We start from the raw sequence: 12123 nt of genomic DNA, 5'->3' as shown, positions 1-12123 counted from the left end.
TCTTCTGATCACAGCCTGATTGCTCTTCAGGGAGGAGCCCGGCGACGGGCTCCTCCTTTTGTCGTTTCATTGAACGCTTCGTTTCACACCTCCGTGCAACTGCTTCTCGAAAGCCTGTTCAACGGTGTTGCCATCGGCTCGGTGCTGCTGATGGCCGCCCTCGGACTGGCCATTGTCTTCGGCCTCATGGGCGTGATCAACCTCGCCCATGGTGAGCTGATCATGCTTGGGGCCTACACCACCTACGTGGTGCAGCTGATCTTCAAGCTGCCTGCGCTGCAGCCGGTTTACAACGCCTACGTGCTGGTGGCGCTTCCTCTGGCCTTCATCGTCAGCGGTGTGGTCGGCATCCTGCTGGAACGCACCGTGATTCGCAGGCTCTACGGCAACCCGCTGGAGACTTTGCTGGCCACCTGGGGCGTCAGCTTGATTCTTCAGCAGTTTGTGCGGAGTGTTGCCCTGGCTCACGCCGCCGGCCTGATCCTGGCGCTGGTGCTGGGCTTTGGCCTGCCGCTGCTGCTTCCCTCTTCGCTTCTTTCGGGGCCTCGAGCTCATTTGGTGCGTGCGGGGAGTTGGGCTGTTTCAGCCCTGGGCGGTGTGCTGCTGGCCGGTGGCCTGGCCTCACAAATCAGCCGCATTGCCAGGGCCACCTCCCGCAATGTGGATGTGACGGCACCCAAATGGATGCGTGGCGGGATCGAATTCATGGATATCACCTTTCCCGTGCCGCGCCTGGTGATCATCGTGATCACCATCGTTGCGGTGGTTGGGGTGACGTGGTTCCTCAACAAAAGCGTGTGGGGAATGCGCATTCGTGCCGTGACCCAGAACCGTTCAATGAGTGATTGCCTTGGCATCCCCACCGACACCGTTGATGTGCTCACCTTTGGCATTGGCTCCGGTTTGGCTGGCGTGGCGGGGGTTGCTGTTTCCCTGCTGGGTTCGGTGGGCCCCAACGTGGGCGGGTCTTACATCGTGGGCTGCTTCATGGTGGTGGTGCTCGGTGGCGTTGGAAACCTGTTGGGCACCGTGCTCGCGTCCTTTGCCATTGGCCTTCTCACCGACCTGATCGGTGCTGGACGTCTCCTGACGATCTGGCCTGACATGCCGGCCCCCCTGGCCGGTGCTGTTGATTTCTTCGCCACCACGAGCATGGCCCAGGTGATGGTGTTCGCTCTGATCGTGGTGTTCCTTCAATTCCGTCCCGCGGGTCTGTTCCCGCAAAAAGGACGCATGGTGGAGGCCTGATCTGATGTTCCAAGCCTTTCAACAACGCCGTTGGCCCTTGATCATCCTTTGGGTTGTGATCGTTGCGGCCATGGTTGCCGCGCCCGCTGTTCTGCCGGTGTTTCGGCTGAATCTGTTGGGTCGCTTCCTTTCATTGGCGATCGTTGCCCTGGGCATCGACTTGATCTGGGGCTTCACCGGTTTGCTCAGCCTTGGCCAGGGCATCTTTTTTGCCCTCGGCGGTTACGGCGCGGCGATGTACCTGCAGCTGAACAGCTCCGGTGATCTGCCCAATGGCATTCCCGAGTTCTTCAGCCTCTACGGCGTGGATCGGTTGCCTGCCTTCTGGGAGCCGTTCCATTCCCCGCTTTTCACCATGGTGGCGATCTGGCTGGTTCCAGCCGTGCTGGCTGCCGTGCTCGGCAACCTGGTGTTTCGTAACCGGATCAAGGGGGTCTATTTCTCGATCCTCACCCAGGCGGCCCTGCTTGTTTTCTTCAATTTCTTCAACGGCCAGCAGAAGCTGATTAACGGCACCAACGGCCTTAAAACCGATGTGACCCAGCTGTTCGGTCAGATGGTGGGTTCCCCGGAGATGCAGCGGGGATTCTTCTGGTTGACCTCTGTGGTGGTGATCCTGGCCTGGCTGTTTCTGCGCTGGGTGGTGCGGGGCCGGTTTGGAGACGTGTTGATCGCCATTCGCGATGACGAACCTCGGCTGCGCTTTGCCGGTTACAACCCAACCCTGTTCAAGACGATCGTCTTCGCCATCGCCGGTGGTTTGGCAGGCATCGGTGGTGCGCTTTACACCGTTCAGTCGGGCATTGTTTCGCCGCAGTACATGACCGTTCCCTTCTCGATTGAGATGGTGATCTGGGTTGCGGTGGGCGGTCGAGGCACGCTCGTGGGAGCGATCCTTGGCGCTGTGGCCATCAACTATGCCAAGAGTTTGGTGAGCGAAGCTCTCCCCCAAAGTTGGCTGTTCATCCAAGGGGGCCTGTTCATCCTCGTGGTGACGGCCTTGCCGGAGGGCGTCATTGGCTGGTTCCGAGGCGATGGCCCTCGCAACTGGCTCAACCGATTCGGCATTGTCCGTCGGAGTGAGACCTATCCACGTCTCGATCTTGAAGGTCAGGAAGAGGTTCAGTCATGAGTACGGCTTTATTGGAGTTGCGCCAAATCACCGTCAGTTTTGATGGCTTTTTGGCGCTGCGCGATCTCAACCTCAGCCTTAAGCCTGGGGAGCTGCGCGCCGTGATCGGCCCGAATGGTGCCGGCAAGACCACGTTCCTGGATGTGATCACCGGCAAGACCGCTCCCACGGAAGGGGATGTGGTCTTCAAAGGACGCTCCTTAGTGGGAACGCGCGAGCACCGCATTGCGCGCTTTGGCATTGGCCGCAAGTTTCAGAGCCCTCGTGTTTTTCAGAAGCTCAGCGTTCAGGAGAACTTGGCTCTGGCGGTTAGTCAGCCGAAGCAGCCCTGGTCATTGCTGGTGGGGGGCCTGAATGGGGAGCAGCGCGATCGTGTTCATCACCTGATGAGCATCGTTAATCTGCAGAACCGTGCCGATTGGGCTGCTGGGTCGTTGTCCCATGGCCAGAAGCAGTGGCTTGAGATCGCCATGCTTGTGGGTCAGGATCCCGACCTGTTGCTGGTGGATGAGCCGGTGGCTGGGCTCACGGATGAGGAGACCGATCTGACGGCGGATCTGCTCAAGTCGTTGGCCGGGGATCACACCGTGTTGGTGATTGAGCACGACATGGAATTCATTCGACGGCTTGAAAGTCCGGTGACGGTGCTGCACCAGGGCCATGTCCTCTGTGAGGGCACGATGGATCAGGTGCAGGCCGATCCCCGGGTGATTGAGGTTTATCTCGGCACCACTGAGGAGGAGAACCAATGACGAACCTGCTGGAGATTCAAGGCCTCAACACCCTTTACGGTGAAAGTCACATTCTTCGGGATGTTGATCTCAGCGTGAAGTCCGGAGAGATGGTTTGTCTGATCGGCCGCAATGGTGTGGGCAAAACCACCCTGTTGAAATCGCTGATCGGTCTGTTGCGCCCCCGCTCCGGAACCATGGCGTTCGACGGTGCTCCATTGCATCGTCAGGCTCCGCATCAGCGGGCTCGGGCCGGGATTGGTTATGTGCCGCAAGGTCGCGAGATCATCCCCCAGCTCACGGTGGAAGAAAACTTGCTTTTGGGGATGGAGGCGTTGCCGGGTGGATTGGCCCGGCATCGCCACATTGATCCATTCGTGTATGAGCTGTTTCCGATCCTTCAGGAATTTCTACCGCGTAAGGGAGGTGATTTGAGTGGCGGGCAGCAACAACAACTGGCCATCGCCCGTGCGTTGCTTGGCAAGCCAAAGTTGCTGCTGTTGGATGAGCCCACCGAGGGCATTCAGCCCAACATTGTTCAGGACATTGAAGCGGCTGTTCGTCGGATCATCGCCGACACCGGGATCGGGGTGTTGCTGGTGGAGCAACATCTCCACTTCGTTCGCCAGGCTGATCGTTACTACGCCATGCAACGGGGCGGCATTGTTGCCAGTGGCTCAACCAGTGAACTCAGCCAGGCGGTTGTTGATCAGTTCCTGAGCGTTTAGAGCTTCGCTATTAACGGCTTCTTCTGGGCCAGTTCAGCTGGCCCAGATCGATTCCGTTGCAGGCTCTTCATTCATGGCGTAGTCGCTCACGTCGGCATGGACGTGCAGCATCTGCCCTGTCATCGACATCTTCCAGATTTCCAGTCGCGCATCCTCGGGTGCTTCGAACCAAAAGACCTCCGTGGGCATCACCACCTTCTCTCGGTAGAAGTGGTCGGCACCAATGCATTTCACGATCACCATTCGGCTGGTGTCGTTCTGGTAAACGCACTCAATCATCTTGAGCATCTGGAATGATGCCAATCTCGTGGTCTTAAGACAAGAGGAGTGTTTGATTGGTCACCGAATCAGCACACCTTTAGATTTGATACAGATGAGTTGATACAGAGTTGGTTGATTGTGTATCGACGGTCACGATTTTCCTCTGGATCTCGAGAGGGGTGGGCGCCCTTTAGCGTTTTGAGAACCGTGTATTGTGCTTCTTTCGTTTCAGTTGAAACAATTCTTTTTCGCTGCTTTTTGCATAATTGTCTAGTCGATCTTGGGGATTGCAAGATGGAAGAAGCGATCGGTTTGAGTGTCACTCAACAGTTCGATGTTGAGCGGATGAATCGTGCGATCGAATCATCAATCGATCCACAGCAGCTGAAGATGTTGGCCAAGCAATTGCTTCAGGCCTGGCATTCCCAGCGCGCTGCAACAGTTTGGGTGATGCGGCAGCGGGAGCAGCTGGGCTGAGGCCCATGCGTTGGCTTCAAGCAGCCAGCTTTGAGGTGATCCTTTGCGGGTTGTGATTCGGCCGTTTCAGGGATGTGCGATCTGCCTGTCCTGCTGCGGCCAGATCAGCTTGAAGGGCTGAATTGCAACTGCGCAGTCGCGACCAGCTCGGCAGCTGATGGGCAATCGGCGCTTGCATCAGTTTGGCCAGGCCGGGGCGCAGCAGGCCAGCGAAGTTTTGAACCGCCAGTTCTTCCCCATGGCGGTCGTAAGGCAACCGATTGATGGCTGAATCAAGGCCGAACTGCCGCACGCGATCCTCGCCCACCCGCCGGTACAGCACTTCAAGGGTCGGCAGTTGATCCATCGACATCACGCAACCTTCGTGTTCCATCAGGCCGCGCAACACCGTGCCGAAAATTTCGCCCGCCATGCGTTGCAGGCCCTCGCTGGGTTGCTGACCCAGCTCCTTGTGTTTGTGGTCGAACAACCCCAGATCCACTTGAGCAATTCGGCTGGAGGCCACATGGCGATACACCTCAGACAGCAGGCCCACCTCCAGTCCCCAGTCCGATGGGATGCGCAGATTCATCGCCAAATCGGTGGTGAAGGCGAATTCACCAGCCAGGGGATAGCGGAAGGACTGCAGGTACGACAGGTAGGGCAGAGGCCCGAAAATCTGCTCCAGGCTGGCCAGCAGTGGGCCAACAAACAAACGAGTGGCTCGGCCCTGAAGCGCTTGGGTCTCGAGAGAAAGGCGGCTATAGAACGCCTTCACGTAGGCAATACCGTGGGACCGATCCAGCAGGGGGCGGAGCATGCGCTCTGGATAGGCCGATCCAAAGGTTCTGATGTCGGCATCGAACAGGCCAACCACTTCAGCGTTCTGGCACGCCACCCCTAGTCCCTGCCATACGGCCCAGCCCTTGCCCGGTGGTCCGGTCACGTCGAGCCCCAGTTCACCGACGGATTCGAGCAACTCCCGGACGGCGGGGCCGTTGGTCCAGTGCACCCGCACGGGGAAGGGCATCCCTTCAAAAAATTTTTCCGCCGCTTTGACGTCTTCGGCGCTCGTGGCCGCCAATGCCACCACTAGTTCGTTGAGTCCCTTCAGGCCCGAAAGTGTGTCGCGAATCAGGCCGAGGGCCGGGCGGCTGAATTCCTCCATTAGGCAGGGGATCAGCAGGGTTGTGGGTCGCTGACTCAGCTCCTGGTTGAAGGCAACCGCATCGAGATTGCCCAAGCTGTAGTCATGGACGGTGCTGATCAGGCCCTGCTGAAAATCCATGTGGTGTTCGATGCAACAACAGAGGTCAGAGTCCTGCCCCATACCTGAAAGGTCTGGAGGAGGAAGGTGATGCAGCCCCCGCGCGACGAGACGCTGCGGACCCTGCTTGGCGATCTGTACCCGAATGATTCTTCCGGGTATGGCAAGGAGTTGTCGTCGCAATTGCTGCAGATCTTGAGCCAATCGTCAGGAGATGGCGATATGGCAGAACACATCGATCGCTGGGACGGTGGTGATGTGGTCTTGATCACCTACGCCGACACCATTGGTGAGGAGGGTGCTCCTGGACTTCAAGCGCTCAAATCGTTTGTGAATCTCCATCTGCAGCCCTTCGCAGCGGTGATTCATGTGCTGCCGTTTCTGCAATCCACCAGTGATGGTGGTTTTGCGGTGGCCAGCCACACGAAGCTTGAGCCGCGTTTCGGCGATTGGAGCGACCTCGCCGCCCTGGCCCAGGGCCGACGGCTGATGGCGGATCTCGTTCTCAATCACGTGTCGGCCTCCCACCCCTGGGTGCAGCAGTTCATGCGCGATGAGCAGCCCGGCCGCTCCTGCGTGCTCGAGGCAGCCCCGGATCACTGCTGGGCGGATGTGGTTCGTCCGCGCAGTTCCAATCTGTTCACGCAATTGAGGGGCCCCGTTGGTGCGCGTCAGGTCTGGACCACCTTTGGCCCCGATCAGGTGGATCTCAACTGGCGCAGTGCGGAGGTGCTACTGGGCTTTGCCCGGCTGATGCAACGCATGGCCCGGCATGGGGTGCGCTGGATCCGTCTGGATGCCGTGGGTTTTGTCTGGAAGGAACCCCACACCTCATGCATCCATCTGCCGCAGGCCCATCAACTGGTTCGGGTGCTGCGTCTGCTGCTCGATCAGGTGGGGCCCGATGGCGTTGTGGTCACCGAGACCAACGTTCCGGAGCAAGAAAACCTCTCTTATTTGAGGAGCGGTGATGAAGCGCATCTCGCCTACAACTTTCCCCTGCCGCCTCTGCTGCTTGAGGCCAGTGTCAGTGGTCGGGCCGATTTGCTCAATGCCTGGCTGAGTCATTGGCCCGCCTTGCCGCCGCAAACGGGGTTGCTCAATTTCACCGCCTGTCATGACGGCATCGGTTTACGGCCGTTGGAGGGCCTGATGCCCCAGAAGCGCTTGCTGCAGCTGTTGATCGGCTGTGAGCAACGTGGTGGACTGGTCAGCCACAGGATGCTTAGTTCCGGTGAGGAGGTTCCCTACGAGATCAACATCAGTTGGTGGAGTGCCATGGCGGATGGGGGGATTGATCCCACGTATCTCCAACGGGAGCGCTTCCTGCTCACCCAACTGTTGATCCTGGCCTTGCCAGGGGTCCCCGCTTTCTATCTGCCGGCGTTGTTGGCGGCTCCCAATGATCTGACCCGCTTTCGTCGCACGGGCCATCGCCGGGATCTGAATCGGCCCCAGTTCACGGTCCAGGCCCTGGAGCGCCGCCTGGCGGATCCCGATTCAGATGTCTCTGCGCTGTTGCCGGCGCTGCGGCGGGCTCTGGCCGAACGGGCTGTTCATCCGGCCTTCCACCCGGATGCCCCGATGACGGTGCTGAGCGAGGGCCGGAGTGATTGCGTCATCCTGCGGCGCTCCCGTGGGGGGGAAACGCTGGTGGCTGTTCACAACATCACGGCAGCGCGCCTCAGCTTTCGCCTCAGTGGCCTAGGTGGTGATCTGAACCAGCCCTGGGCCGATTGCCTGAGCGGTCATGTGTTCGAACCACGTCAGTCGCATTCGCTAGAGCCTTATGCGGTGCATTGGTTGGTTCAGACATGACCGCGAGTGTCGAGCCGGCGTGGTGGGTGGTGACCGATCTCGACGGCACGTTGCTGGATCACAGCTACGACTGGTCGCCGGCCAAGGATCTGATCCGTCAGCTGCAACAGCACCGGATTCCGGTGATTCCCTGCACCAGCAAAACGGCCGAGGAAGTGCGCGGCTTTCGCTCCGAGGCGGGGCTGCATGACCCTTACATCGTTGAAAACGGTGGCGCCGTGCATGGGGAAACTCCGGAAGGGGAACCCTGGGAGCTGCCGTTGGGTCCGGATTGGACGGCGCTGAAACCTCAGTTGCAGCGACTTCAGGCCGAGTTGGGTGAGCCCCTGCGTCCGTTGGATGAACTCAGTGAGGCGGAAGGGCAGCGGTTGTTGGGGCTTGGCGGTGAAGCCTTGCGCCAGGCGCAGCGGCGCTGCTGCAGCGTGCCTTTTGTGCCGCCCTCGGCAGAGGGGCGTCGCCGGCTTGAGGCCCTGGTTCAGCGGATGGGCCTGACGGTGGTGCAGGGCAACCGCATGGGTCACCTGCTGGGCCCAGACATCAGCAAAGGCAAGGCGTTGGCCACCCTGAAGCGACATCTGGGTGCTGAGCAGGTGCAGGTCTTGGCCTTGGGGGATTCCCCCAACGATCTGCCGTTGCTCGAGGTGGCTGACATCGCCGTCGTGGTGCCCGGGGCCGATGGCCCCCATCCCGCGTTGCGTTCCGGGATCGATGCTGGGCGTTTCCAGGTGGCGGCAGCCCCCCATGCCAACGGTTGGGATGAGGCTGTGCGCCGGATTCTTCGCATCTAGGCCATCTCTTGCTCTGGGCTCAATGGAGTAGGGATTGCCATAGATCCACTGCAGTCGTCGTTGCCGCCATGGGCTTGCCGTCGTGGGATGCGATCGGTCGACAGCTGAGGCTGTTGATCAGAACAGCCTGATCGTCGGCATCGAACGCGGCCGCCAGCTCGGTTTCCACCGCGATGCCTCGGGTGAGTGCACGGCCCCGCATCACGCCCGGGAGACAGCCGCTGCTGAGGGGCGGTGTAAGCCACTGTCCGCGTCGCCGGACCAGCAGATTGGCCGCCGTTCCACAGCACAGGGCTCCCGCTGTGTTCAAGAGCAGAGCGTCGTCGGCCCCTTGGTCCTGGGCTTCCCTGCGGGCCTGGATCGATTGCCCGTAGGCGAAGGTCTTGCATCGGCTCAAGCGGCTGGAGGCATTGCGGCGCTCATGGCGACTGGTGATGGTGGTGACGGCTGAAAATGTTGGTGTGCAGGCCTGGAGCGTCAGCCAGAAGCGGTGGTGCCCTGGGCCCGGCAGTCCGATTCCGCGCTGAGGCGAGCTGCCCCTGCTCCAATTCAGGCGCAGGACGCCATCGGCTTCGCTCAGTTGGCTTCGCTGAATCGCGTCTTCAATGAGAGGCTCCAGCGCGTTTCGCTGCGGTGGCGGGTCCATGCCCAGAAGGGCTGCACTCTCGCTCCATCGCTGCAGGTGCTCCTGCAGGAGTTGCGGCGCACCGTTACGGATCAGCACGGTTTCAAAAAGGCCATCGGCCAGGAGCAGGGCGCGGTCGTCGAGGGGTAGCTGCAGGCTTGCAGCTGTCCCCCACTGACCCTCGATCCAGGCGATAGCGGTGCTCATGCCAGCGGTGGTCATGCCAGCGCCTCCAGCAAGGGCTGCAGCTTCCACATCAACTCCTCTGCTTCGCCAAGGGGATCCGAGTCGGCGACGATTCCGCAGCCGGCATGGGCCCTGAGGGTGTCGCCTTGGCGCAGTAAGGATCGGATCAAGATGTTGCTGTCGAAGCTGCCGTCCCAGTCGACCCGCAGCAGTGATCCGCAGTAAGGCCCTCGGCTGGTGGGCTCGAGCTCATGCAGACGTTGGCAGGCCCGCAGTTTCGGCGCCCCGCTGATCGACCCCCCAGGCCAACTGGCTTCCAGAAGATCGACCCAGCTCAATCCGGCCTGAAGTTGTCCCTCTACCACTGAGGTGAGGTGATGCACGGAGGCATAACTTTCGAGACCCACCAGTTGGGGAACCTGAATCGAACCCGGCTGGCAGGCACGACCGAGGTCGTTACGCAGCAGGTCGACGATCATCACGTTCTCGGCCCGGTCCTTGTCGCTGCACACGAGTTCCGCGGCGAGATTTGCATCCTGTTCGGGGTCGCCATGGCGCGGCCTGGTGCCTTTGATCGGCCGGGTTTGTACGGCTCCATCAGCACTCACCTGCAGAAAACGCTCCGGGGACGATGACAGCAACGCCTCGTTCTGGTCGCTGATGATCAGCCCTGCAAAGGGGGCAGGACAGGCCTGCCTCAGGGTGAGAAACAGCTCGAGGGCACTGCCTCCCTGGGGCCAAGCTGTGCTGCAACAGGCCGTGAGATTGGCTTGGAAGAGATCACCTGCAGCGATCAGATCACGGATGCGCTGCACCCCTGCGGCGTACTGCTCGGGTGTGGTGTGGTGACTCCAGGCCGTCAGGGGGATCGATGGGGGCTCGTCTTTGGGCTGCTCAGGGCTGGAGCCCAGCTGTTGGGTGAGGCGTTCCAAAGCAGCTGTGCTGCTGGCTTCGATCCACAGCCTGCGCTTTTGCAGATCAAAGCGAAGCACCGGATCGTGGCGGGCGATCCAAAGCGTGGCCATGCCATCGCTGGCCCAGGGGTTTCCCGGTTCCACCCAGGCGGCGGCTTCATAGCTCAGCCAGCCGCACCAATGCCCTGGGGCAAGCCCCCGCAGTGCTTCGAAGGGATTGCCGGCTCCTGGCTCTCCAGGGAGGCCACGGCAGCAGATGATCTCCTGAGGTGCCACCGCCAGGGTGGCCCATCGGCCCAGCTTGCTGCCGTCGCCATCCAGCCAGACCAGGCCTTCTTCGCCGTAGGCATGGGCCAGTTGGTTCGCGAGCGCTTTGGGCTCCTGCCAGGGCAGTTCAAGCCGTTGGGGGCGGATCATGCCGCTGTTGAACTGCAGAGGTCAGGCCGGCCTGCCTCGCGGAGCGCTGCATCACGGATGCGGCAGCTATCGCAGACGCCGCAGGGGTGCGTGCCGCCGCTGTAGCAACTCCAGGTTGTTTCGATCGGAACACCCAGGCGAAGGGCTTCCTCAACGATGCGCACCTTGCTCCACTGCACAAGCGGTGCCCAGAGTTGGGCGCCATGGCCCTCCCGACCGGCTTTGCTGGCCAGGGCGGCCAGGGTCTGAAAAGCGTTGAGGTAGTCGGGCCGGCAGTCGGGATACCCCGAGTAATCGACAGCATTCACCCCCAGCACCAACCTTTCGGCTCTGCGAGCCTCCGCCAGGCTGAGGCCCACGGAGATGAACACGGTGTTGCGCCCGGGAACATAGGTGGGTGGGATGCGGCCTTCCTCCACGCCCTCGGTGGGGATCGAAATGCTGGCGTCGGTGAGGGCTGAGCCCCCCCAGCTGGCCAGATTCACGCTGATGCAGTGATGCTCTGCCAAGCCAAGCTGTTCAGCAACTGCAGCGGCGGCGTCCAATTCGCGGCGATGGCGCTGGCCGTAGTCAAAAGACAGGCCGATGACGCGGTCGCCTTGCTCAAGGGCAAGGGCCGCAGCGGTGGCGGAATCCAAACCTCCGGAGAGAAGCGCGATGGCAGTGCGTTGACTCATCTCAGAACCGTGAGTTCGTGCAGGGCGCAGTAGTCCTGCTCATCCAGCTCGGTGCCCTTGGCTTGTTCAAGCAGTGTCAGCAAACCGCTCAACCCCTGATCCTGGAGCCCAGCCGTTGTCGCTTCTTCCAGGAACAGGTGCAGGTCTTTGCGCAGCAGGGCGGTGCTGAAGTTGGGATTGGCGTAGCTGTGATCCAGCATCCGTTGCAGCTTCTTGTCGAAGGTGGGGGCGTAAAGCGCTGACGGCCGCAGGATGGCCATGAACGTTTCCACAGGCACGCCGGCCCGCTGAATCAGTTGCAGGGAGAGGGAGAAGCTGTGGGTGAGGCTGGCGATCAACTGATTGAGGGCCAGCTTGGTGGCAGCGCCGCTGCCAACAGGGCCCACGAGCTGCGGCTCTTGGCAGAGGTGGGAGAGGAGTGGCCGTTGCTCTTCGAAGACCTGCTCTTCGCCGCCGGCCATCACCAGTAGGGATCCGTTCAGCGCTTGTGGTTTGCTGCCGAGCACCGGGGCTTCCAGGTACAGCCCTCCCTGGTTCGCAACCTGTGTGGCGAGCTTGCGGCTTTCCTCCACTCCCATGGTTCCCATCGGGACCACCGTTGAGCTCTGCAGATCCCCAATCGCGCCGATCACGGATGCCGTTGCTGCTCCGTCACGCAAAACGGAGATCACGACGCTGTTATTTTCGGCGGCTTGCCCCAGATCGTCGATCGCTGTTGCACCTTTCTTCACGAGGGAGACGATGCGGGAGGGATCGCGGTTCCAGACGTGGACGTTGAGACCCTGCTCCAGCAATCGCGTTGCGATCGCCGTTCCGAGGAGGCCTGTGCCCAGAACGGCCACTGAGGTCATGAGCTCAGCTGATCAAATTCTGTT

At 60.9% G+C, this 12123-nt stretch carries 13 protein-coding genes; 7 read left to right on the top strand and 6 right to left on the bottom strand.

Annotated features, from left to right (window positions below):
- Positions 1-93: 93 nt before the first annotated feature.
- Genes DXY35_RS04600 through urtE form a run of 4 tightly spaced genes read left to right on the top strand, consistent with a single transcriptional unit; the run spans position 94 to position 3839 of the window.
- Positions 94-1248, top strand: coding sequence for a branched-chain amino acid ABC transporter permease (locus tag DXY35_RS04600; protein ID WP_115081318.1), 1155 nt, complete (start codon positions 94-96; stop codon positions 1246-1248).
- Between the two features lie 4 nt (positions 1249-1252).
- Complete coding sequence (urtC, locus tag DXY35_RS04595) at positions 1253-2380, top strand: urea ABC transporter permease subunit UrtC (protein WP_115081317.1); 1128 nt, start codon at positions 1253-1255, stop codon at positions 2378-2380.
- Positions 2377-3132, top strand: coding sequence for an urea ABC transporter ATP-binding protein UrtD (urtD, locus tag DXY35_RS04590; RefSeq protein ID WP_115081316.1), 756 nt, complete (start codon positions 2377-2379; stop codon positions 3130-3132). Before urtC ends, urtD begins: the two co-directional genes overlap by 4 nt.
- Positions 3129-3839 carry an urea ABC transporter ATP-binding subunit UrtE gene (gene urtE / locus DXY35_RS04585; protein ID WP_115081315.1) on the top strand — a complete coding sequence of 237 codons (711 nt, stop codon included), beginning with the start codon at positions 3129-3131 and terminating at the stop codon, positions 3837-3839. The genes urtD and urtE overlap by 4 nt, the downstream gene beginning before the upstream one ends.
- A gap of 33 nt (positions 3840-3872) precedes the next feature.
- Here the strand turns inward: urtE and DXY35_RS04580 are convergent, their stop codons facing one another.
- Positions 3873-4127, bottom strand: a complete 255-nt coding sequence (locus DXY35_RS04580) for a DUF1830 domain-containing protein (RefSeq protein ID WP_115081314.1) — start codon at positions 4125-4127, stop codon at positions 3873-3875.
- 180 nt (positions 4128-4307) lie between these two features.
- Between DXY35_RS04580 and DXY35_RS04575 the strand changes: the two genes are divergently transcribed.
- On the top strand, positions 4308-4577 hold the full coding sequence (locus DXY35_RS04575) for a hypothetical protein (protein ID WP_371681734.1): 270 nt from the start codon (positions 4308-4310) through the stop codon (positions 4575-4577).
- A gap of 16 nt (positions 4578-4593) precedes the next feature.
- On the opposite strand, the gene DXY35_RS04570 is transcribed toward DXY35_RS04575, so the two are convergent.
- Positions 4594-5844 carry a glycosyl transferase gene (locus tag DXY35_RS04570; protein ID WP_115081312.1) on the bottom strand — a complete coding sequence of 417 codons (1251 nt, stop codon included), beginning with the start codon at positions 5842-5844 and terminating at the stop codon, positions 4594-4596.
- Positions 5845-5913: 69 nt separating this feature from the next.
- Here DXY35_RS04570 and DXY35_RS04565 point away from each other — a divergent pair, with 69 nt between their 5' ends.
- Positions 5914-7641 (top strand): alpha-amylase family glycosyl hydrolase, encoded by a 1728-nt coding sequence (locus DXY35_RS04565; RefSeq protein WP_115081311.1) that lies wholly within the window; start codon positions 5914-5916, stop codon positions 7639-7641.
- Positions 7638-8429 (top strand): HAD-IIB family hydrolase, encoded by a 792-nt coding sequence (locus tag DXY35_RS04560; RefSeq protein WP_115081310.1) that lies wholly within the window; start codon positions 7638-7640, stop codon positions 8427-8429. Before DXY35_RS04565 ends, DXY35_RS04560 begins: the two co-directional genes overlap by 4 nt.
- A 19-nt stretch (positions 8430-8448) precedes the next feature.
- Here the strand turns inward: DXY35_RS04560 and DXY35_RS04555 are convergent, their stop codons facing one another.
- The 4 genes from DXY35_RS04555 to DXY35_RS04540 are packed head-to-tail and all read right to left on the bottom strand — an operon-like array spanning position 8449 to position 12099.
- Positions 8449-9261, bottom strand: coding sequence for an aminotransferase class IV (locus DXY35_RS04555; protein ID WP_115081603.1), 813 nt, complete (start codon positions 9259-9261; stop codon positions 8449-8451).
- An 11-nt stretch (positions 9262-9272) separates the two neighbouring features.
- A complete protein-coding gene (locus DXY35_RS04550; RefSeq protein ID WP_115081309.1) occupies positions 9273-10571 on the bottom strand; it encodes an anthranilate synthase component I family protein in 1299 nt (432 codons plus the stop codon).
- Entirely contained in the window at positions 10568-11248 is a 681-nt protein-coding gene (gene queC / locus DXY35_RS04545) for a 7-cyano-7-deazaguanine synthase QueC (protein WP_115081308.1), read from the bottom strand. Before queC ends, DXY35_RS04550 begins: the two co-directional genes overlap by 4 nt.
- Positions 11245-12099, bottom strand: coding sequence for an NAD(P)-dependent oxidoreductase (locus tag DXY35_RS04540; protein WP_115081307.1), 855 nt, complete (start codon positions 12097-12099; stop codon positions 11245-11247). The genes queC and DXY35_RS04540 overlap by 4 nt, the downstream gene beginning before the upstream one ends.
- Positions 12100-12123 lie beyond the last annotated feature (24 nt).

This window comes from Synechococcus sp. N32, assembly GCF_900473895.1.
GTDB lineage: Bacteria > Cyanobacteriota > Cyanobacteriia > PCC-6307 > Cyanobiaceae > Parasynechococcus.
Note: the sequence above shows the minus strand (reverse complement) of the source record. Positions and strands in the feature narration are given on the sequence as shown.